Annotated in this window: 24 protein-coding genes; 17 read left to right on the top strand and 7 right to left on the bottom strand. The window is 56.8% G+C overall.

Annotation, left to right across the window (positions count from 1 at the left end; translation table 11 throughout):
* Positions 1–83: 83 nt before the first annotated feature.
* The 6 genes from AB6V08_RS05550 (at position 84) to hisP (ending at position 5,017) form a co-directional block, all read left to right on the top strand.
* Positions 84–653 carry a UbiX family flavin prenyltransferase gene (locus AB6V08_RS05550; RefSeq protein WP_368541746.1) on the top strand — a complete coding sequence of 190 codons (570 nt, stop codon included), beginning with the start codon at positions 84–86 and terminating at the stop codon, positions 651–653.
* A gap of 290 nt (positions 654–943) precedes the next feature.
* On the top strand, positions 944–1,726 hold the full coding sequence (argT, locus tag AB6V08_RS05555) for a lysine/arginine/ornithine ABC transporter substrate-binding protein ArgT (RefSeq protein WP_014071135.1): 783 nt from the start codon (positions 944–946) through the stop codon (positions 1,724–1,726).
* A gap of 241 nt (positions 1,727–1,967) precedes the next feature.
* Positions 1,968–2,750, top strand: a complete 783-nt coding sequence (gene hisJ / locus AB6V08_RS05560) for a histidine ABC transporter substrate-binding protein HisJ (RefSeq protein ID WP_368541747.1) — start codon at positions 1,968–1,970, stop codon at positions 2,748–2,750.
* Between the two features lie 88 nt (positions 2,751–2,838).
* Entirely contained in the window at positions 2,839–3,525 is a 687-nt protein-coding gene (locus AB6V08_RS05565; RefSeq protein ID WP_368541748.1) for a histidine ABC transporter permease HisQ, read from the top strand.
* Positions 3,522–4,235 (top strand): histidine ABC transporter permease HisM, encoded by a 714-nt coding sequence (gene hisM / locus AB6V08_RS05570; protein WP_368541749.1) that lies wholly within the window; start codon positions 3,522–3,524, stop codon positions 4,233–4,235. The genes AB6V08_RS05565 and hisM overlap by 4 nt, the downstream gene beginning before the upstream one ends.
* An 8-nt stretch (positions 4,236–4,243) precedes the next feature.
* Entirely contained in the window at positions 4,244–5,017 is a 774-nt protein-coding gene (hisP, locus tag AB6V08_RS05575; protein WP_028016220.1) for a histidine ABC transporter ATP-binding protein HisP, read from the top strand.
* Between the two features lie 136 nt (positions 5,018–5,153).
* Here the strand turns inward: hisP and AB6V08_RS05580 are convergent, their stop codons facing one another.
* From AB6V08_RS05580 to yfcG, 4 genes are all read right to left on the bottom strand, one after another.
* Complete coding sequence (locus AB6V08_RS05580; RefSeq protein ID WP_368541750.1) at positions 5,154–5,663, bottom strand: GNAT family N-acetyltransferase; 510 nt, start codon at positions 5,661–5,663, stop codon at positions 5,154–5,156.
* Positions 5,664–5,723: 60 nt separating this feature from the next.
* Complete coding sequence (locus AB6V08_RS05585) at positions 5,724–6,617, bottom strand: TIGR01777 family oxidoreductase (RefSeq protein WP_368541751.1); 894 nt, start codon at positions 6,615–6,617, stop codon at positions 5,724–5,726.
* Positions 6,618–6,630: 13 nt separating this feature from the next.
* Positions 6,631–6,999 (bottom strand): dihydroneopterin triphosphate 2'-epimerase, encoded by a 369-nt coding sequence (gene folX / locus AB6V08_RS05590; RefSeq protein WP_368541752.1) that lies wholly within the window; start codon positions 6,997–6,999, stop codon positions 6,631–6,633.
* Positions 7,000–7,072: 73 nt separating this feature from the next.
* Entirely contained in the window at positions 7,073–7,702 is a 630-nt protein-coding gene (yfcG, locus tag AB6V08_RS05595; RefSeq protein WP_368541753.1) for a GSH-dependent disulfide bond oxidoreductase, read from the bottom strand.
* 138 nt (positions 7,703–7,840) lie between these two features.
* Between yfcG and yfcF the strand changes: the two genes are divergently transcribed.
* Genes yfcF through yfcD form a run of 3 tightly spaced genes read left to right on the top strand, consistent with a single transcriptional unit; the run spans position 7,841 to position 9,715 of the window.
* Complete coding sequence (yfcF, locus tag AB6V08_RS05600) at positions 7,841–8,485, top strand: glutathione transferase (protein WP_368541754.1); 645 nt, start codon at positions 7,841–7,843, stop codon at positions 8,483–8,485.
* Positions 8,486–8,541: 56 nt separating this feature from the next.
* A complete protein-coding gene (yfcE, locus tag AB6V08_RS05605; protein ID WP_368541755.1) occupies positions 8,542–9,093 on the top strand; it encodes a phosphodiesterase in 552 nt (183 codons plus the stop codon).
* 55 nt (positions 9,094–9,148) lie between these two features.
* Positions 9,149–9,715, top strand: a complete 567-nt coding sequence (gene yfcD / locus AB6V08_RS05610) for an NUDIX hydrolase YfcD (RefSeq protein ID WP_368541756.1) — start codon at positions 9,149–9,151, stop codon at positions 9,713–9,715.
* 3 nt (positions 9,716–9,718) lie between these two features.
* Here the strand turns inward: yfcD and AB6V08_RS05615 are convergent, their stop codons facing one another.
* Positions 9,719–10,738, bottom strand: coding sequence for a LacI family DNA-binding transcriptional regulator (locus tag AB6V08_RS05615; protein WP_368541757.1), 1,020 nt, complete (start codon positions 10,736–10,738; stop codon positions 9,719–9,721).
* Between the two features lie 238 nt (positions 10,739–10,976).
* Between AB6V08_RS05615 and AB6V08_RS05620 the strand changes: the two genes are divergently transcribed.
* From AB6V08_RS05620 to AB6V08_RS05640, 5 genes are all read left to right on the top strand, one after another.
* The gene (locus AB6V08_RS05620; RefSeq protein WP_368541758.1) at positions 10,977–11,420 is read left to right on the top strand and encodes a PTS sugar transporter subunit IIA; all 444 of its coding nucleotides are present in this window, start codon (positions 10,977–10,979) and stop codon (positions 11,418–11,420) included.
* 81 nt (positions 11,421–11,501) lie between these two features.
* A complete protein-coding gene (locus tag AB6V08_RS05625; RefSeq protein ID WP_368541759.1) occupies positions 11,502–11,774 on the top strand; it encodes a PTS sugar transporter subunit IIB in 273 nt (90 codons plus the stop codon).
* A gap of 21 nt (positions 11,775–11,795) precedes the next feature.
* Positions 11,796–13,187, top strand: a complete 1,392-nt coding sequence (locus AB6V08_RS05630; RefSeq protein ID WP_368541760.1) for a PTS ascorbate transporter subunit IIC — start codon at positions 11,796–11,798, stop codon at positions 13,185–13,187.
* Complete coding sequence (locus tag AB6V08_RS05635) at positions 13,184–14,014, top strand: transketolase (RefSeq protein ID WP_368541761.1); 831 nt, start codon at positions 13,184–13,186, stop codon at positions 14,012–14,014. The genes AB6V08_RS05630 and AB6V08_RS05635 overlap by 4 nt, the downstream gene beginning before the upstream one ends.
* The gene (locus AB6V08_RS05640; protein ID WP_368541762.1) at positions 14,007–14,960 is read left to right on the top strand and encodes a transketolase family protein; all 954 of its coding nucleotides are present in this window, start codon (positions 14,007–14,009) and stop codon (positions 14,958–14,960) included. The genes AB6V08_RS05635 and AB6V08_RS05640 overlap by 8 nt, the downstream gene beginning before the upstream one ends.
* 107 nt (positions 14,961–15,067) lie before the next feature.
* On the opposite strand, the gene pta is transcribed toward AB6V08_RS05640, so the two are convergent.
* The gene (gene pta, locus AB6V08_RS05645; RefSeq protein ID WP_368541763.1) at positions 15,068–17,209 is read right to left on the bottom strand and encodes a phosphate acetyltransferase; all 2,142 of its coding nucleotides are present in this window, start codon (positions 17,207–17,209) and stop codon (positions 15,068–15,070) included.
* A gap of 76 nt (positions 17,210–17,285) precedes the next feature.
* Positions 17,286–18,488 (bottom strand): acetate kinase, encoded by a 1,203-nt coding sequence (gene ackA, locus AB6V08_RS05650; protein ID WP_368541764.1) that lies wholly within the window; start codon positions 18,486–18,488, stop codon positions 17,286–17,288.
* A 337-nt stretch (positions 18,489–18,825) separates the two neighbouring features.
* On the opposite strand from ackA, the gene yfbV reads away from it, so the two are divergent.
* The 3 genes from yfbV (at position 18,826) to AB6V08_RS05665 (ending at position 20,539) form a co-directional block, all read left to right on the top strand.
* Positions 18,826–19,281, top strand: a complete 456-nt coding sequence (yfbV, locus tag AB6V08_RS05655; RefSeq protein ID WP_368541765.1) for a terminus macrodomain insulation protein YfbV — start codon at positions 18,826–18,828, stop codon at positions 19,279–19,281.
* Positions 19,282–19,373: 92 nt separating this feature from the next.
* Positions 19,374–19,868 carry a YfbU family protein gene (locus AB6V08_RS05660; protein WP_368541766.1) on the top strand — a complete coding sequence of 165 codons (495 nt, stop codon included), beginning with the start codon at positions 19,374–19,376 and terminating at the stop codon, positions 19,866–19,868.
* 11 nt (positions 19,869–19,879) lie between these two features.
* Positions 19,880–20,539 carry a sugar phosphatase gene (locus AB6V08_RS05665; protein WP_368541767.1) on the top strand — a complete coding sequence of 220 codons (660 nt, stop codon included), beginning with the start codon at positions 19,880–19,882 and terminating at the stop codon, positions 20,537–20,539.
* Positions 20,540–20,615 lie beyond the last annotated feature (76 nt).

The raw sequence follows: 20,615 nt of genomic DNA on the forward strand, positions 1-20,615 counted from the left end.
CGCCGGTGGGGGCTTCGGCCCTCACTTGCAACCCTCCGTAAATTCCGGCACAGTCAGCCCTGAAAACAGCAAGGGCGAACATCATGAAACGACTCATAGTAGGGATTAGCGGTGCCAGCGGCGCGATTTACGGCGTGCGCCTGCTGCAGGTGCTGCGCGACGTGGCGAACGTGGAAACCCATCTGGTGATGAGCCAGGCGGCGCGCCAGACCCTCTCGCTTGAAACCGACCTCTCCCTGCGCGACGTGCAGTCTCTGGCCGACGTGGTTCACGATGCGCGCGATATCGCCGCCAGCATCTCTTCCGGCTCGTTCAAAACCGCCGGGATGGTCATACTGCCGTGCTCAATCAAAACCCTGTCCGGCATCGTTAACAGCTACACCGACACGCTGGTGACCCGCGCGGCGGACGTGGTGTTAAAAGAGCGGCGCCCGCTGGTGCTGTGCGTGCGCGAAACCCCGCTGCATCTGGGGCATCTGCGTTTAATGACCCAGGCGGCCGAGCTGGGCGCGGTGATCATGCCGCCGGTTCCGGCGTTTTATCATCGCCCGCAGACGCTGGATGATGTGATAAATCAAACCGTTAACCGCGTGCTGGATCAGTTCGATATCGACCTGCCCGAAGACCTCTTTACCCGCTGGCAGGGCGCCTGAGTCTGTGCACAAACTGAGTGCATGAGAAGTCAAGTTGCCCTGTTTCAGGGCAATTCTGCAAGCGCGATCATATCCTCGACATTTAATTCGCTTTTTCCCTTTTTCTCTCTCCGGTTCGTTCGGCAGACCTGCTATCTTTCACCATTAAGGCAATATCGCAACGTTTTATTAACATATTTAACGTCGAATTTTTGACCAGACGGCAATGTGGCATAAGACCTGCAAGAGAAGCCTGCAACACAACACACAACACAATACATAATAAAATCACGGTTCTTGAGGGTAAATGTATGAAGAAGACGGTTCTGGCTCTGTCTTTGCTCGTGGGGTTAAGTGCAGCAGCAGGTAGCTACGCGGCGCTTCCACAGACGGTACGTATCGGTACAGACGCAACCTACGCGCCATTCTCTTCCAAGGATGCGAAAGGCGATTTCGTTGGGTTTGATATCGATCTGGGAAATGAGATGTGCAAGCGCATTGCCGTGAAATGCACATGGGTGGGCAGCGACTTCGACGCGCTGATCCCGTCACTGAAAGCCAAGAAAATCGACGCAATTATCTCCTCTCTCTCCATCACCGAAAAACGCCAGCAGGAGATTGCCTTCTCTGACAAGCTCTACGCGGCTGACTCGCGTCTGATTGCGGCGAAAGGCTCCCCGATTCAGCCCACCATCGACTCGCTGAAAGGCAAGCACGTGGGCGTACTTCAGGGCTCGACTCAGGAAGGTTTCGCCAATGCGAACTGGCGCGAGAAGGGCGTGGACGTGGTGGCCTACCAGAACCAGGATCTGATTTACTCTGACCTGGCGGCCGGGCGTCTGGACGCGGCGTTCCAGGATGAAGTCGCCGCGAGCGAAGGCTTCCTGAAGCAGCCTGCGGGTAAAGACTACGCCTTTGCCGGCCCGTCTGTGAAAGACAAAAAATACTTCGGTGACGGCACCGGTATTGGCCTGCGCAAAGACGATACCGAGCTGAAAGCGGCGTTCGACAAAGCCTTTGCCGAACTGCGCAAGGACGGTACCTACGACAAACTGGCGAAGAAATACTTCGACTTCAACGTCTACGGCGACTAATCATTGCTGACGGGAATGCACCATGACGGGGAGCCGTCATGGTGCGTTGCGGGTGTTGGCTCACCAAAACGGTGCGTTTGCGCTCATTTATTGCGCATGCAGTGCATAGTTAAGCACTGATGATGCAAAAAATCCCATTGTGGAGGCATTATCTTTTGCCTTGATAAGGGGATTAATGGCACATTAACGGCACCCCGTCGTCGTCAAAATCCCGTAAGAATCCAGTCTGTTGAGGATAGATATGAAAAAACTGATGTTGTCCCTTTCTCTGGTGCTGGCCGTTTCCAGCGCGAGCGCGGCTTTTGCTGCCATTCCGCAAAAAATTCGTATTGGTACCGATCCAACCTATGCTCCATTCGAATCGAAGAATGCGAAGGGGGAATTGGTTGGTTTTGACATCGATCTGGCCAACGAGCTGTGCAAACGCATCAAAGCGCAATGTACCTACGTTGAGAACCCGCTGGACGCGCTGATCCCGTCGCTGAAAGCGAAAAAAATCGACGTGATTATGTCTTCCCTCTCCATCACCGAAAAACGCCAGCAGGAGATTGCCTTCACCGACAAACTCTACGCCGCGGATTCCCGTCTGGTAGTGGCGAAAGCGTCTGATATCCAGCCAACCCTCGAGTCGCTGAAAGGCAAACGCGTCGGCGTGCTGCAGGGCACCACGCAGGAAACCTACGGCAACGAACACTGGGCGCCTAAGGGCATCGAAATTGTCTCTTACCAGGGCCAGGAAAATATCTACGCCGACCTGACCGCTGGCCGTATTGATGCCGCGTTCCAGGACGAAGTTGCCGCGAGCGAAGGCTTCCTGAAGCAGCCTGTCGGTAAAGATTACAAGTTCGGCGGCCCGTCCATTAAGGATGAGAAACTCTTCGGCGTCGGCACCGGTATGGGCCTGCGCAAAGAAGACAACGAGCTGCGTGAAGCGCTGAACAAGGCGTTCGCGGAAATGCGTGCTGACGGTACTTACGACAAGCTGGCGAAAAAATACTTTGATTTCAACGTTTACGGCGGCTAATCGCCCCGTCAAATAACGTGCGGCCCCTCCCGACGCGGGAGGGGAAAAGACACGGTTTCACTACTCACGATACGACAGGGCACGCGGTATGCTGTACGGATTTTCTGGCGTTATTTTACAAGGCGCGCTGGTCACCCTTGAGCTGGCTCTCAGCTCGGTGGTGCTGGCCGTGCTGATAGGCCTGGCGGGCGCGGGTGCGAAGCTGTCGGCCAACAAACCGCTGGCGCTGATTTTTGAAGGCTATACCACGCTTATTCGCGGTGTTCCCGATCTGGTGCTGATGCTGCTGATTTTTTACGGCCTGCAAATCGCCCTGAACGGCGTGACGGACGCGATTGGGATGGAGCAAATTGATATCGATCCGATGGTGGCCGGTATCATCACGCTGGGCTTTATCTACGGTGCATACTTCACCGAGACCTTCCGCGGCGCCTACATGGCGGTTCCGAAAGGGCATATCGAAGCGGCGACCGCCTTCGGCTTTACCTCCTCACAGACCTTCCGCCGAATCATGTTCCCGGCGATGATGCGCTTTGCCCTTCCGGGTATCGGCAACAACTGGCAGGTTATTCTCAAAGCCACCGCGCTGGTGTCGCTGCTCGGGCTGGAAGACGTGGTCAAAGCCACGCAGCTTGCGGGTAAGAGTACCTGGGAGCCGTTCTACTTCGCCGTCGTGTGTGGCGTTATTTATCTGGTCTTTACGACCGTCTCCAATGGTGTGCTGCTTCTGCTCGAACGTCGCTACTCCGTGGGTGTGAAGAGGGCTGACCTGTGATTGAGATTATTCAGGAATACTGGAAATCGCTGCTGTGGACGGATGGCTATCGCTTTACCGGCGTGGCGATCACGCTGTGGCTGTTGATTTCGTCCGTGGTGATGGGCGGCATTCTGGCGGTGTTTCTCGCCATTGGCCGCGTGTCGAATAACAAATTTATCCGCTTCCCTATCTGGCTGTTCACCTACGTGTTTCGCGGGACGCCGCTGTACGTGCAGCTGCTGGTGTTTTACTCCGGCATGTACACCCTGGAGATCGTGAAAGGCACCGAGATGCTGAACGCCTTCTTCCGCAGCGGGCTGAACTGTACGGTGCTGGCGCTCACGCTGAATACCTGCGCCTATACCACCGAGATTTTCGCGGGCGCCATTCGCTCGGTGCCTTACGGCGAGATAGAGGCCGCGCGCGCCTACGGTTTCTCGTCAGTGAAGCTTTACCGCTGCATCATTTTGCCGTCGGCGCTGCGCATCGCGCTGCCCGCCTACAGCAACGAAGTGATTTTGATGCTGCACTCCACCGCGCTGGCGTTTACCGCCACGGTGCCGGATCTGCTCAAAATCGCCCGCGACATTAACTCCGCGACCTATCAGCCGTTTACCGCGTTTGGCATTGCGGCGGTGCTCTATTTGATTATTTCGTATGTTCTGATCAGCCTGTTCCGCAAGGCTGAAAAACGCTGGTTGCAGCATGTAAAACCTTCGACGCATTGAGAATTATGATGGCTGAGAACAAACTAAACGTTATCGATTTGCACAAACGCTACGGCGAACATGAAGTGCTGAAAGGGGTGTCGCTCCAGGCTAATGCAGGCGACGTGATCAGTATTATCGGCTCATCCGGCTCGGGAAAAAGTACCTTCCTGCGCTGCATTAACTTCCTCGAAAAACCGAGCGAAGGCTCGATTGTGGTCAGCGGGCAGAACATCAACCTGGTGCGCGATAAAGACGGCCAGCTGAAGGTGGCGGATAAAAACCAGCTGCGCCTGCTGCGCACGCGCCTGACGATGGTGTTCCAGCACTTCAACCTCTGGAGCCACATGACGGTGCTGGAGAACGTGATGGAAGCGCCGGTGCAGGTGCTGGGCTTAAGCAAGCAGGAAGCCCGCGAGCGCGCGGTGAAATACCTGGCGAAAGTGGGTATCGACGAGCGCCAGCAGATGAAATACCCGGTGCATTTGTCCGGCGGTCAGCAGCAGCGTGTTTCCATTGCCCGCGCGCTGGCGATGGAGCCGGAAGTGCTGCTGTTCGACGAACCGACCTCTGCGCTTGACCCGGAGCTCGTCGGCGAAGTGCTGCGCATTATGCAGAAGCTCGCCGAAGAGGGGAAAACGATGGTGGTGGTGACCCACGAGATGGGCTTTGCCCGTAACGTTTCCAACCACGTTATTTTCCTGCATCAGGGGAAAATCGAGGAGCAGGGGCACCCGGACGAGGTGTTAGCGAATCCGCAAAGCCCGCGTTTGCAGCAGTTCCTGAAGGGATCGTTGAAGTAGTTTTTGCCTTTCTCCCTCCTCCTGTGGGAGGGCATCAGGCGGCAGTACAGCCCAATCGCCCGGTGGCGCTGCGCTTACCGGGCCTACGGGATGGGGGTTCCCCCTCTCCCTGTGGGAGAGGGCCGGGGTGAGGGCATCAGCCCGCACTGCTCTCCAGCCGATACACCCAGTCGTCATACCGCACGCCGTCAATCTCGTACGCCTTTTCCAGCACCTGCGTGCGCACAAATCCCGCCTTCTCTAGCACCCGCACCGACCCGCCGTTGTCCGCCAGCACGTAGGCGTTTATCGCCTTCACGCCCCTCTGGTTAAACGCGTACTCGCACACCGCCCGCAGCGCTTCGCTGGCGATCCCTTTTCCCTGGGCGGCGGGCACCACCGTATAGCCGATGTCCGCCTCTTCGCGGTTTTCCGCGCTGATTTGCAGGCCTATGTCGCCAAGCGGGGTGGCATCGTCGTGCTGGCGGATCACAAACACGTGCGCGGCGGTCAGCCGTGCGGCGAACACGCGGCGCGTCTCTTTTTCCGGAGCGATGGCGGCCATATAGCGCATGACGGAGCGGTCTTCACGCAGGGTGCGGAAAAACGCCCAGTCAGAGGGTTCGAAAGGGGTGAGGTGAAGCCGGGGTGTGTCAATCGTTGCCATGATTACGCTGCCGTGCGAAGGATTGTGGCGAACAACCTTACCATATTCAGCGGGCGGGCTTTAGCCTACCACATCCTGTAGTGCTTCTTCTAAATCGTACCAGCGGAACGCAAAGCCCGCCGCTTCGAGCCGCTTCGGCAATGCGCGCTGGCCGCCCAGCACCAGCACCGACGATTCCCCCATCAGCAGACGAATCGCCGTGGCCGGCACGCGCAGTACCGCCGGGCGATGCAGCGCGTGGCCCAGCGCGTGGGCGAACTGTTCGTTGCGCACCGGATACGGCGACACCATATTGAACGGCCCGCGCAGGTCGTTATCCAGCAGCCAGATAATGCCGTTGACCATGTCGTCGATGTGGATCCAGGCGAGATACTGGCGACCGTTGCCAATCGGCCCGCCAAGGCCAAGGCGGAACGGCGGGAGCATCTTCGCCAGAATGCCGCCCTTTGGCGCCAGCACCACGCCGGTGCGCAGCAGGCAGACGCGGGTATCATCGCTTTGCGCGGCGCAGGCAATGCGCTCCCACTGGGCGCAAAGCTTGTGCGTGAACTCGTTGTGCGGCGGCTCCTCTTCGGTTACCACCACTTCGCCAAGATCGCCGTAATACCCGGCGGCGGAACCGGAGATAAACACCGACGGCGGGGTGGCGCTGTTGCGAATAAGCTCAACCAGCTTTTCGGTAATGCCCCAGCGGCTGTTGCACAGCAGCTGCTTTTGCTCCTGCGTCCAGCGCTTGTCCGCAATCGGCTCGCCGGCGAGGTTGATAACGGCGTCAAAGCCGTCAAGATTGTGCTGCTCCGCCAGCCCTTTCCAGATGTCGATCCCGGTACCGAGCACCTGACGCGCCTTCTCCGGGCTGCGCGACACCACGGTGATGTCGTGATGCAGCGCCTGCAAGCGTGGAATGAGATGACGACCAATCAGGCCGGTGCCGCCAGTCAGCAGAATCTTCATACAACCTCCAGGTTTACGCCTGGCGCTGCCAGCTTAACGTCATGGAAACCGAGTCGGCGTAGCGCAGGGCGTGAAGTTTATCGATCTCTACTTCAGCATAGGTGACCCAATGATGTTCGCGTGCGATATCGAGCACATCCTGGGTTAATTTTTCCAGCAAAGAGAAGCGGTTACTCTCAACATACTGGATGATGTTTTTGGTAATGGTGCGGTAGTTCAGCGCGTCGTTGATATCTTCGCTGGCGCGCGCTTTGTCCGCCGGGTAGTGGATAACCACATTGATCACGATATCCTGGCGGTTGGCGATCTCTTCGTCCTTAATACCGATATAGGTGCGTAAACGTAAGTTTTTAATGCGAATAATAGCGTCATGCTGTGACATTGCAGGTCTTCTCCGTGTCGTTATTTCCTCCATGATACATGAGGAGATAACCCGCGCCCAACCGGGCGCAGGGTTAAATCTGCTGGGCTTTAAGCATGGCGCGCTCGGTGGCCGGACGCGTGCGGATCCGCTCGAACCAGTTGTTCACCGCCGGGTAGCTGGCTAAATCAATACGGTGCCGCTCGTGGGTGTTAATCCACGGCCAGCAGGCGATATCGGCAATGCTGTAGTGATCGCCCCCCAGCCACGGCGTTTTCTCCAGCCTGCGGTTCATCACGCCGTAAAGACGCTGGGTTTCCACCTGATAGCGCTCGATGGCGTAGGGGATAAGCTGCGGCGCAAACGCGTTAAAGTGGTGGTTCTGCCCAAGCATCGGCCCCAGCCCGCTCGATTGCCAGAACAGCCACTGCAGCGTGTGGTGGCGCTCGCGCAGTTCCCCGCTCAGCAGCTGCCCGGTTTTTTCCGCCAGATACAGCAAGATCTCGCCGGACTCAAACAGGCTTAGCGGCCTGCCGCCGTCGGCTGGCGCGTTATCGACAATAGCCGGAATTTTATTGTTGGGTGAAATCGCCAGAAAATCGGGCCTGAACTGATCGCCTTTGCTGATATCGACCCGAATGATTCGATAGTCCAGGTTTGCTTCTTCAAGAAAGAGGGTGATTTTGTGACCGTTAGCGGTTGGGGCGTAGTAGAGGTCTATCATTCTCATCTCCAGTTCAGGCAAATGGTGAGGCGATAAAACGAGTATAGGTGCTTGTTGTAAATCGTGAGTTTTCATCAAGTGACAGCGACGCAAAGAGATTATATGTTGAGTGAAAACCCGCCAGTCGATGAGGACGTTATGAACCAACCTGCAATAACGCTGTGGTCAGACAGCAATTTCTTTTCCCCCTACGTCATGAGCGTGTATGTCGCGCTGGCAGAAAAGGGGCTATCGGTGACACTGAAAACCCTGGATTTGGACAGCGGTGCGCACCTCAAACCCGACTGGAAGGGCTACGCGCTGACCCGCCGCGTGCCGGTGCTGGAAATTGACGGCTTCGAGCTGAGCGAATCCTCGGCAATTACGGAGTACCTCGAAGAGCGATTTTCCCCGCCGGAGTGGGAGCGCATCTATCCTCACGATCTGCAAAAGCGCGCGCGTGCGCGTCAGATCCAGGCGTGGCTGCGCAGCGATCTGGTGCCGATCCGCGTTGAACGCTCAACCGACGTGGTGTTCGCAGGCGTGAAAAAACCGCCGCTGAGCGAAGAGGGGCAGGCCAGCGCCCGCAAGCTTATCGACACCGCATCGTCGCTGCTTGCCCACGGCAATCCAAACCTGTTTGGCGAGTGGTGCATCGCTGATGTCGATCTGGCGCTGATGCTCAACCGCCTGGTTCTCAATGGCGACGAGGTGCCGCAGCTGCTGGTGGACTATGCCAACTTCCAGTGGCAGCGTGCCTCGGTGCAGCGTTTTGTGGCGCTCTCCGCCCGGCGCGCGGGCTGATAAGCGCAGCCGCTTGAGGTATCATTAGGGCAGTCTGTTTTACTGAGGAGTGACTGATGAAACTGATGTTTGCGTCGGATATTCACGGCTCGCTGCCCGCCACAGAGCGCGTGTTGTCTCTGTTTGAACAAAGCGGCGCGCAGTGGCTGGTTATCCTGGGCGATATGCTAAATCACGGCCCGCGTAACGCCCTGCCGGAAGGCTATGCCCCGGCACAGGTGGCGGAGAAACTGAACGCGGTTGCCGGGCGCGTTATTGCCGTTCGCGGTAACTGCGACAGCGAAGTGGATCAGATGCTGCTGCATTTCCCGATTACCGCCCCGTGGCAGCAGGTGCTGCTCGAAAAAAGCCGCCTGTTTTTGACCCACGGTCATCTGTTTAGCCCGGACAATCTCCCGGCGCTCGCCGCTGGCGATGTGCTGGTTTATGGTCATACTCATATTCCGGTCGCTGAAAAACGCGGGGAGATTTATCACTTTAACCCCGGTTCGGTGAGCATCCCGAAAGGGGGATTTGCCGCCAGCTACGGCATGCTTGTCGATAATACCCTAAGCGTTATCGCACTTAATGATCAGCAAGTTATTGCGCAGGTAACGATTAATCCGTAAGTTACACCACAACTGCAAACGCGCCGAAAGAGCGCTTAGACGAGAAGGTTTCCCGATGGTGGAGCAGAGTCATTTGGCAAGTACAGAATGGGTAGACATTGTCAGTGAAGACAATGAAGTGATAGCGCAGGCGAGCCGCGAACAGATGCGTGCCGAACGGCTGCGCCACCGTGCAACGTATATCGTTGTTCATGACGGTATGGGTAAAATTTTGGTTCAACGCCGCACGGACACAAAAGATTTTCTGCCCGGAATGCTGGATGCCACTGCGGGCGGCGTGGTTCAGGCAGACGAAGTGCTGCTGGATTCCGCCCGCCGCGAAGCGGAAGAAGAGCTCGGCATTGCAGGCGTGCCGTTTGCTGAGCACGGTCAGTTCTATTTTGAAGACGAACACTGCCGCGTCTGGGGCGGGCTGTTCAGCTGCGTCTCCCACGGGCCGTTTGCGCTTCAGGAAGAAGAGGTCAGTGAAGTCAGCTGGATGACGCCGGAAGAGATCACCGCCCGCTGCGATGAGTTCACGCCGGACTCGTTAAAAGCGCTGGCGCTGTGGATGACCCGCAACGCCAAAAACGAATCCGCTAAGCCGGAAAGCAAAGCGGAAAAAGAGGAAGAGGCCGAATAAGCCTCAGCAACTCTCTCGCATACACAGGCTGGAGGCGATAGGTTTCCCATCGCTCCAGTCTCCCTCATTCAGACGCGCCAGCAGCGCTTTCCCGGCTTCAATCCCAATCTTACGGTGCGGCACCGCCATTGTAGTGAGCGGCGGCTGACAGACGCGGCTCACGTCGCTATCGCCAAATCCTACCACCGCCAGATCGTCCGGCACCTTAATACGCCGACGCTGACACTCGTAAAGCACGCCGCAGGCCAGCTCGTCCGACACACAGACCAGCGCGTCCAGCTCCGGCCAGGCGAGTAAAAACTCGGGTAGCTGCGCCGCACCCGTGGAGAAGTTGGGCGGAACGGCGGCGTTAATCACCCGGTTTGGCGACATGTGGTGGCGCAGCATGGCTTTGTACCAGCCCTGAAGATGCTGCTGGAAAATCCACTGCTCCTGGCTGGCGCACAGCAGGCCGATGTTCTGGTAGCCGCGCTGGATAAGCATCTCCGTCAGCTCGTACATGGCGGCAACGTTATCGATGCCGATGTTCATATCGAGCGGATCGGCGCGCATCGCCCCCATTTCCATCACCGGGATCGAGGCGTTTTTCAGCCAGTGGCGCACGGTGTCGGTATGGTCGACGCTGAGCAGAATGGCGGCCGCGATGTTCGATGCCAGCAGCGTTTCGAGTAACTTCTCTTCTTGTTCAAGACGATGCTGCGATTCTGCCAGCATGATTTGATACCCGGCGGGCTGTAGCACCTGCTGTAGCCCGGCGAACATCTCCGAGCAGCCGGCTTCTGAAAGATTGGGAACAACCATGGCAATCGTCCAGGAGGAGGCCGATGCCAGTGCGCTGGCGGCCAGATTGGGCATGTAACCCAGCTCCTGTACGGCAGCTTCAATTTTTTCACGCAGTTTATCGGAAACCTGTTCAGGTGTGCGCAATGCACGAGACACCGTCATCGTGCCTACACCCGCAAGCAGTGCGACATCGGCAAGCGTTACTTTACCGGTACTACGTCGTTTTCGTGTTAGGGACATACACCTTCCTGCAGATCAGACGCGTTTTTCTTATCATCCTTCGCTTCACGTGAAACGCAGTATACGCCTTAAATCCCTTTTTTTGCTGTGATTTCACGCCCTGATTGCAATTTGATAGCGCTATCACAAAACTGAATGTTAACCGTTGGTAGCGCTATCTTTGTGATCCTGATCGCAGTCAATGATTGATGTGTTGAATAAAGTTTGCACATCTTAGGCGTCAGACGGGGAGTGAAAAGTGCTCAAAAAATGGATATATGATACAACCATCACCCTTCAGGACAGCATTGAAAGCTGGCCGCAGGCGCTGGAAATATGCGCAAAACCGCTGCTGGACATGCAGGTGATTGCGCCCGAATACGTGACGGCCATCGTCGAACAGCATCACAAGCTAGGCCCGTACTATGTGCTGGCACCAGGGCTGGCCATGCCGCACGCGCGGCCAGAAGAGGGGGCAAAGGGACTTGGCCTGTCATTATTAAAACTACAGCAGGGAGTGTCATTTGGCGCCGGTGAATTCGACCCTGTCGATATTATCGTTATGCTGGCGGCGCCGGATAAACACAGCCATATCGAAACGATCTCCGCGCTGGCGGAATTATTTTCCAGCGATGAGGATATGGAACAATTACATCAGGCGAAGACGCTGGAGGAAATTAAAACGATTATCGACCGCTTCTGATTTAATTATTTTAAACCGATAAGTCACTACATTACGCGCGAGCGTGGTGGGGACGTACTCTACTCAAAAAAGGGGATAACAATGAAAATCATGGCTATTTGCGGTTCAGGCCTCGGCAGCAGCTTTATGGTCGAAATGAATATTAAAAAGGTGCTTAAAAAGCTCGAAATAGAGGCCGAAGTGGAACACTCGGATCTCTCTTCGGCCACCCCGGGTGCGGCAGATCTCTTTGTGATGGCGAAGGATATCGCCGCCAGCGCCAGCGTGCCGGAAAGCCAGCTGGTGGTGATCAACAACATCATCGATATCAATGAACTCGAAGCGCAGCTGCGCGCATGGTTCGACAAACAATAACCCTGATTAGGCGAGGTGGATATGTTTATCCTTGAAACGCTGAATTTCGTTGTTGATATTTTAAAGGTCCCGTCGGTATTAGTGGGGTTAATTGCCTTAATTGGCCTGGTTGCGCAGAAGAAAGCCTTTTCGGATGTCGTCAAAGGCACCATTAAAACCATTCTCGGCTTTATTGTGCTGGGCGGCGGCGCCACCGTGCTGGTGGGCTCGCTAAATCCCCTTGGCGGTATGTTTGAACACGCGTTTACTATTCAGGGCATCATCCCGAATAACGAAGCGATTGTTTCTATTGCCCTGGAAAAATACGGCGCGTCCACGGCGCTGATTATGGCCTTCGGGATGGTGGCGAATATTATCGTCGCGCGCTTTACCCGCCTGAAATACATCTTCCTGACCGGGCACCATACCTTCTATATGGCGTGCATGATTGGCGTGATCCTGACGGTTGCCGGCTTTGAAGGGGTAGGACTGGTATTTACCGGCTCGCTGATCCTCGGCCTGGTAATGGCCTTCTTCCCGGCCATTGCCCAGCGCTACATGAAGCGCATTACCGGCAATGACGATATCGCCTTTGGCCACTTCGGTACGCTGGGATATGTGCTTTCCGGCTGGATTGGCAGCAAGTTCGGCAAAGGCTCGCGCTCTACCGAAGAGATGAACCTGCCGAAAAACCTGAGCTTCCTGCGCGACAGCTCAATCTCTATTTCGCTGACCATGATGATTATCTACCTGATCATGGCGGTGAGCGCCGGGCGCGAGTATGTCGAAGCGACCTTCTCCGGCGGCCAGAACTACCTGGTCTACGCCATCATCATGGCCATCACCTTCGCCGCCGGGGTGTTCATCATCCTCCAGGGCGTGCGTCTGATCCTCGCGGAAATCGTTCCTGCGTTTACCGGCTTCTCGGAAAAGCTGGTGCCGAACGCGCGTCCTGCGCTGGACTGCCCGGTGGTGTATCCGTATGCCCCTAACGCGGTGCTGATTGGCTTCCTGTTCAGCTTCCTAGGCGGTCTGGTCGGGCTGTTCATCTGCGGTCAGTTCAGCTGGGTGCTGATCCTGCCGGGCGTGGTGCCGCACTTCTTCACCGGGGCGACCGCCGGCGTGTTTGGGAACGCCACGGGCGGGCGTCGCGGGGCGATGATCGGTGCGTTTGCCAACGGCCTGCTGATTACCTTCCTGCCGGTTCTGCTGCTGCCGGTGCTGGGGGCGATTGGCTTTGCTAACACCACCTTCTCGGATGCTGACTTCGGCGCCGTCGGGATTGTGCTGGGCAACCTGGCGCGCTTCCTGTCTCCGCTTGCCATCACCGGGCTGGTTGTCGCGCTGTTCGCGCTGCTGGTGGCCTGGAACCTGTTCGCTAAAAACAAATCTGCGGGAAGTAACGCGCAGGAAAATACCGGAGCCAAATCATGAACGTAACTGAAATTACCCGGCTGGCGCGGGATATCCGCGTGGCCACCCTGAAATCCCTGACGGACCTTGGCTTTGGCCACTACGGCGGCAGTATGTCGGTGGTGGAAACCCTGGCCGTTCTCTACGGCGCGGTGATGAAGATTGACCCGGCGGACCCGGACTGGCCGGAGCGGGATTACTTTGTCCTGTCGAAAGGCCACGCTGGCCCGGCGCTGTACAGCACCCTCGCCATCAAGGGCTACTTCCCGGTGGAAGAGCTGAGCACGCTGAACCAGAACGGTACGCGGCTGCCGAGCCACCCGGACAGGCTGAAAACCCGCGGGGTGGATGCCACAACCGGGTCGCTGGGGCAGGGGATCTCCATCGCGGGCGGCATGGCGCTGTCCCACAAGCTGGCTGGCCGTCCTAACCGCGTCTTCTGCATCGTCGGCGACGGCGAGCTGAACGAGGGGCAGTGCTGGGAAGCGTTCCAGTTTATTGCCCACCATCGTCTGAACAACCTGACGGTGTTCGTGGACTGGAACAAACAGCAGCTCGACGGCGAGCTGGACGACATCATCTGCGCGTTCGACCTGGAAGGTAAATTCCGCGCCTTCGGCTTTGACGTGGTGACGGTGAAAGGGGACGACATCCCGGCGCTGCTGGAGGTGACCTCGCTGGTGCCGGAAGCCGATGCCCGCCCGCTGGTCGTCATCCTCGACAGCATTAAAGGGCAGGGGGTGCCGTATCTGGAGCAGCTCGGCAACTCGCACCACCTGCGGCTGACCGAGGAGAGCAAAGCGGCGCTTAACGAGACAATTCGCCAACTGGAGGCTTCACATGATTAAGGTTGCACCCGCAGGACAAAAAGATGCCGTTGAGATGCGTAAGGTCTACGCCGGGTTTGTGGCGAAGCAGATTGAGGCCGGCAGCGAAATCATCGCCCTGGAGGCGGATCTGATGAGCTCGATAGCGATGGACGGCGTGGCGCGAGATTACCCGCAGCACGTCATCAACTGCGGCATCATGGAGGCTAACGTCATCGGCACGGCGGCGGGCTTGTCCCTCACCGGGCGCAAACCCTTCGTGCATACTTTTACGGCCTTTGCCAGCCGCCGCTGCTTTGACCAGCTGTTTATGTCCCTGGACTATCAGCGCAATAACGTGAAGGTGATTGCCTCGGATGCGGGCGTCACGGCCTGTCACAACGGCGGTACCCACATGTCGTTCGAGGACATGGGCATTGTGCGCGGGCTGGCGCACTCCGTGGTGCTGGAAGTGACCGACGCGGTGATGTTTGAGGACGTGCTGCGCCAGCTGATGGATCTTGAGGGCTTTTACTGGGTGCGCACCATTCGCAAGCAGGCGCCGAGCGTCTATGCCCCGGGCTCGACCTTTACCATCGGCAAGGGCAACGTGCTGCGCGAAGGCAGCGACATCACGCTGATTGCCAACGGCATTATGGTGGCGGAAGCGCTGGAAGCGGCGCGTCAACTGGAGCAGGAGAGCGTGAGCGCCGCGGTGATTGATATGTTCACCCTCAAGCCTATCGACCGGATGCTGGTGAAAAACTACGCCGAGAAAACCGGGCGCATCGTGACCTGCGAAAACCACAGCATTCATAACGGGCTGGGTTCGGCGGTGGCGGAAGTGCTGGTGGAAACCTGTCCGGTGCCCATGCGCCGGGTGGGGGTGAAGGAGCGCTATGGTCAGGTGGGGACGCAGGACTTCCTGCAAAAAGAGTACGGCCTGACGGCACACGACATCGTGTCGGCGGCGAGAGAGCTGCTGTAAATAAAAAAGGCGACCGGGTGGTCGCCTTTTTGTTGCCCGGTGGCGCTAGCGCTCACCGGGCCTACGGTTTTGTAGGCCGGATAAGCGAAGCGCCATCCGGCAATACATTACTGCTGCTGTGAAGACTGGATCGCGGTCAGCGCGATGGTGTAGACGATGTCGTCAACCAGCGCGCCACGGGACAGGTCGTTCACAGGTTTGCGCATACCCTGCAGCATTGGCCCGATGGAGATCAGGTCAGCTGAACGCTGAACGGCTTTGTAGGTGGTGTTACCGGTGTTCAGATCCGGGAAGATGAACACGGTAGCGCGACCTGCAACCGGCGAGTTCGGCGCTTTGGATTTCGCAACGTCAGCCATAACGGCGGCGTCGTACTGCAGCGGGCCGTCGATCATCAGGTCAGGACGTTTTTCCTGCGCCAGACGGGTGGCTTCACGCACTTTCTCTACGTCGCTACCCGCACCAGAGGTGCCGGTGGAGTAGGAGAGCATCGCAACGCGCGGTTCGATACCGAAGGCAATCGCGGAGTCAGCAGACTGGATAGCGATTTCAGCCAGCTGTTCTGCGGTTGGATCCGGGTTGATCGCGCAGTCGCCGTAAACGTAAACCTGTTCAGGCAGCAGCATGAAGAACACGGAAGAAACCAGAGAGCTGCCCGGAGCCGTTTTGATCAGCTGCAGCGGTGGACGAATGGTGTTCGCAGTGGTGTGAACCGCACCGGAAACCAGGCCGTCAACTTCGTCCTGCTCCAGCATCAGCGTACCCAGCACCACGTTGTCTTCCAGCTGCTCGCGCGCAACGGCTTCGGTCATGCCTTTGCTCTTACGCAGCTCAACCAGACGGGCAACGTAGCTCTCGCGAACCACTTCCGGGTCAACGATTTCGATGCCAGCGCCCAGCTCAACGCCCTGAGAAGCCGCGACGCGGTTAATCTCGTCAGGGTTACCCAGCAGCACACAGGTCGCGATGCCGCGCTCTGCACAGATAGCCGCTGCTTTAACGGTACGCGGTTCGTCGCCTTCTGGCAGAACAACGCGTTTGCCCGCTTTACGCGCCAGCTCGGTCAGCTGGTAGCGGAAGGCTGGCGGAGACAGACGACGACTGCGCTCGGAGGTTGCGGTCAGGGATTCGATCCAGTCTGCGTTAATGTAGCCTGCAACGTATTCCTGAACTTTCTCGATACGCTCGTGGTCATCAACCGGCACTTCCAGGTTGAAGCTCTGCAGGCTCAGAGAGGTCTGCCAGGTGTTGGTGTTCACCATGAACACTGGCAGGCCGGTGGCGAACGCGCGTTCGCACAGCTTGCTTACGCGTGGGTCCATCTCGTAAGCGCCGGTCAGCAGGATGGCACCGATTTCCACGCCGTTCATCGCAGCCAGACAGGCTGCAACCAGCACGTCAGGACGGTCAGCAGAGGTTACCAGCAGGGAACCTGCGCGGAAGTGTTCCAGCATGTGCGGAATGCTGCGCGCACAGAAGGTGACAGACTTCACGCGACGAGTGTTGATGTCGCCTTCGTTAACCACGGTCGCGTTCAGGTGACGCGCCATGTCGATTGCGCGGGTCGCAATCAGATCGAAGCTCCACGGCACCGCGCCCAGAACCGGCAGCGGGCTGGATTCCTGCAGTTTAGCCGGGTCAACTTTAACCACTTTCGCTTTGGAAGAGTCGTCAAAGATTTCGGACAGGTCAGGGCGAGTGCGGCCCTGCTCATCAACCGGGGCGTTCAGTTTGTTGACGATAACGCCGGTGATGTTGCTGTTTTTTGCGCCGCCAAAGCTGCTGCGAGTCAGTTCGATACGCTCTTTCAGCTGTTCTGGGGTGTCAGTGCCCTGAGACATAACGAAGACGATTTCCGCGTTCAGCGTTTTCGCGATTTCGAAGTTCAGAGACTGGGCAAACTGGTGTTTACGGGTCGGGACCAGGCCTTCAACCAGTACAACTTCCGCGTCTTGCGCGTTCGCGTGGTAGTTGGCGATGATCTCTTCCATCAGCACGTCTTTCTGGTTGCTGGAGAGCAGAGACTCAACGTGGCTCATCTTCAGCGGTTCAGCCGCCGGCAGATTGGAGTTCTTACGAACGATGCTGGTGGTCTGGTCTGGCGCATCGCCACCGGCGCGCGGCTGGGCGATTGGCTTAAAGACGCTCAGACGAACGCCTTTGCGTTCCATAGCACGGATCACGCCGAGGCTGACGCTGGTCAGGCCGACGCTGGTTCCGGTAGGGATCAGCATAATAGTACGGGACACGGTTTATCCTCTTTCGTTACCGCCGACGTTGGGCGGGCTACAAAACAGCACCGCCAGCATTGCTGGCGGTGTGGAATCAGGCAGTCAGGCGGTTCGCGTCTTGCGCGATGACCAGCTCTTCGTTAGTTGGAATAACGATAGCAGGACGGGTGCCTTCTTTGTTGATGAAGCCAGACTTGCCGAAGCGGGCAGCCAGGTTACGCTCGTGGTCAACTTCGAAGCCCAGAACGCCCAGTTTACCCAGGGACAGTTCACGAACCATTGCCGCGTTCTCACCGATACCACCGGTGAAGATAACCGCGTCCAGACGACCGTCCATCAGTGCAGTGTAAGAACCGATGTACTTCGCCAGACGGTGGCAGTAAACGTCCATTGCGCGCTTAGCGTCGGCTTTGGATTCGTAGTTGTCTTCAACGTAACGGCAGTCGCTGGTGACTTCGGTCAGACCCAGCAGGCCAGACTCTTTGGTCAGCATTTTGTTGATGTCGTCAACGCTCATGCCCAGGGTGTCGTGCAGGTGGAAGATGATAGCCGGGTCGATGTCACCGGAACGGGTACCCATCACCAGACCTTCCAGCGGGGTCAGACCCATGGAGGTATCCACACATTTACCGTTACGGATTGCAGAAACGGAACCACCGTTACCCAGGTGGCAGGTAATGATGTTCACTTCTTCAACCGGCTTGTTCAGAACTTTTGCGGCTTCCTGAGTCACATAGAAGTGGCTGGTGCCGTGTGCGCCGTAGCGACGAACGCCGTGCTCTTTGTACAGGCTGTACGGCAGGGCATAGAGGTAAGATTCTTCCGGCATGGTCTGATGGAACGCGGTGTCGAACACGGCCACGTTTTTGTCTTTCAGATTCGGGAAGGATTTCAGTGCTTCAGCGATACCGATCAGGTGAGCTGGGTTGTGCAGCGGTGCGAAAGAGGCAGAGTCTTTGATGCCCTGGATCACGGATTCGTCGATCACTACGGAGCTGGTGTATTTTTCGCCGCCGTGGACGATACGGTGACCAATCGCAGTCAGCTGAGCAGACAGTTCTGGTTTTTGTGCCAGAATAGTGTTAACGATAAAGTTCAGCGCTTCACTGTGAGCGGCGCCTGCACCTAAAGCCGCTTCTTGTTTGCTACCGTCCATCTTCCACTTGATACGTGCTTCTGGAAGGTGGAAACATTCGGCCAAACCAGAGAGGTACTCGTCACCGTTGAGCGCATCGATGATGGCGAATTTCAGTGAGGAGCTACCGCAGTTCAGAACCAGTACTAACTTACTCGACATGGAAGTACCTATTATTGATACGTGGCTAAAAAAACGTCAGTGAGTCGTGAAGCGTAACGCAATCAGACCTGGACGTTTATGATTAACATCATGCCGAACGTACATTCTGGCATGATGGAAGAAATACATCTGATTTTACGCCATTTTGAACATTTTTCAGGCAATGGCATAATATGCGATAATTTGACGACTTAACGATTCTCGTCTACGGCCCTATGAGGCTGGCACAGAATACCCGATACTGGGTAGCGATGACAAAATATTTTGAACGTTGTCATAGCTTGTTGTGGTTTTGCACGAAAATTTTAATTTTTATATGTGAAGTTGAGGTACAGCCATGTCGACACCTGAGATCCCCTCCGTGAGCTTTTTCAGCCTGTTTCGTCGGGGCCAGCACTACGCAAAGACGTGGCCCTTAGAAAAGCGCCTTGCGCCCATGTTCATTGAGAACCGCGTCATCCGCGCCACGCGCTATGCGATCCGCTTTATGACGCCGCTCGCCATATTTACCCTGTGCTGGCAAATCGCGCTCGGCGGTCAGCTGGGCCCCGCGGTTGCCACCGCGCTGTTTGCGCTTAGCCTTCCAATGCAGGGGCTGTGGTGGTTAGGGAAGCGTTCTGTCACGCCGCTGCCACCAACAATTTTACACTGGTTTTATGAAGTGCGTGGAAAACTTGAAGAGGCGGGGCAGGCGTTAGCCCCGGTTGAAGGCAAGCCGGATTACCAGGCACTGGCAGACACCCTTAAGCGGGCTTTTAAACAACTTGATAAAACATTCCTCGATGATTTGTGATTGATCATCGAAACGACTATTAAAAGAGGGCACAGTAACAGGCCGTTACCGTGTCTTTTTTTTCAAGTGCAAAGCGCTACAGGAGTCGAAAGATGGAAATGACCCATGCTCAACGTCTGATTTTGTCTAACCAGTACAAGATGATGACAATGCTTGATCCCGACAACGCTGCGCGCTACAGCCGCTTGCAGACTATCGTCGAACGTGGATTTGGTTTGCAGATGCGCGAACTGGACCGCGAGTTCGGCGAGCTTAAAGAAGAAACCTGCCGCATCGTTATCGACATCATGGAGATGTACCACGCGCTGCACGTTTCCTGGACCAATTTGAAAGATCCCCAGACCATCGACGAGCGCCGCGTGACCTTCTTAGGCTTCGATGCCGCAACGGAATCCCGCTATCTGAGCTATGTCCGCTTTATGGTGAACACCGAAGGGCGTTACACCCACTTCGACGCGGGCACCCACGGCTTTAACGCGCAGACCCCAATGTGGGAAAAATATCAGCGCATGTTAAGCGTTTGGCACGCTTGCCCGCGCCAGTACCATTTAAGCAGCAACGAAATTCAACAAATCATTAATGCCTGACGGAGGTGCGTGTGCAGTGTAAAGGTTTTCTGTTTGATCTGGACGGTACGCTGGTGGATTCGCTGCCGGTTGTGGAGCGCTCGTGGTGCCATTGGGCCGACAGGCATGGCATCGACCATCAGGAAGTACTGAATTTTATCCACGGCAAACAGGCCATTACCTCTTTACGCCACTTCCTGGCGGGGCGCGCTGAGGAAGAGATCCAGGCCGAGTTCAAATACCTTGAGCAGATTGAAGCCACCGACACCGACGGTATCACCGCGCTGCCGGGCGCGCGCGAGCTGCTCCTGCACCTGAACGACGCGCAGATCCCGTGGGCGATTGTGACCTCCGGCTCTGTTCCCGTTGCTCACGCCCGCCACAAGGCTGCGGGTTTGCCTGAACCCGAAGTGTTTATCACCGCAGAGCGCGTGAAGCGCGGAAAGCCCGAACCGGACGCGTTTTTACTCGGCGCCGAGCTGCTGGGGTTAGCGCCAGCGGAGTGCGTGGTGGTTGAAGATGCGGCGGCAGGCGTGCTGGCGGGGTTGAATGCCGGAAGCCACGTGATTGCGGTGAACGTCCCTGCCGATTCACCCCGACTGAACGAAGCCGATTTTGTGCTGAGTTCGCTCACGGCGCTCGCCGTTTCTAAATCGCCGGACGGAATTGTAACCGTCTCGCTGAAAATGTAATCCCATGATTTAGCCCCACATTGTTGGGGCTTTTTTATGGCAGACTCTTTTCTCTCCCTGATTCCTCTGACAAGGA

It is taken from the genome of Enterobacter soli, from assembly GCF_964208575.1.
Taxonomy (GTDB): Bacteria; Pseudomonadota; Gammaproteobacteria; order Enterobacterales; family Enterobacteriaceae; genus Enterobacter; species Enterobacter soli_A.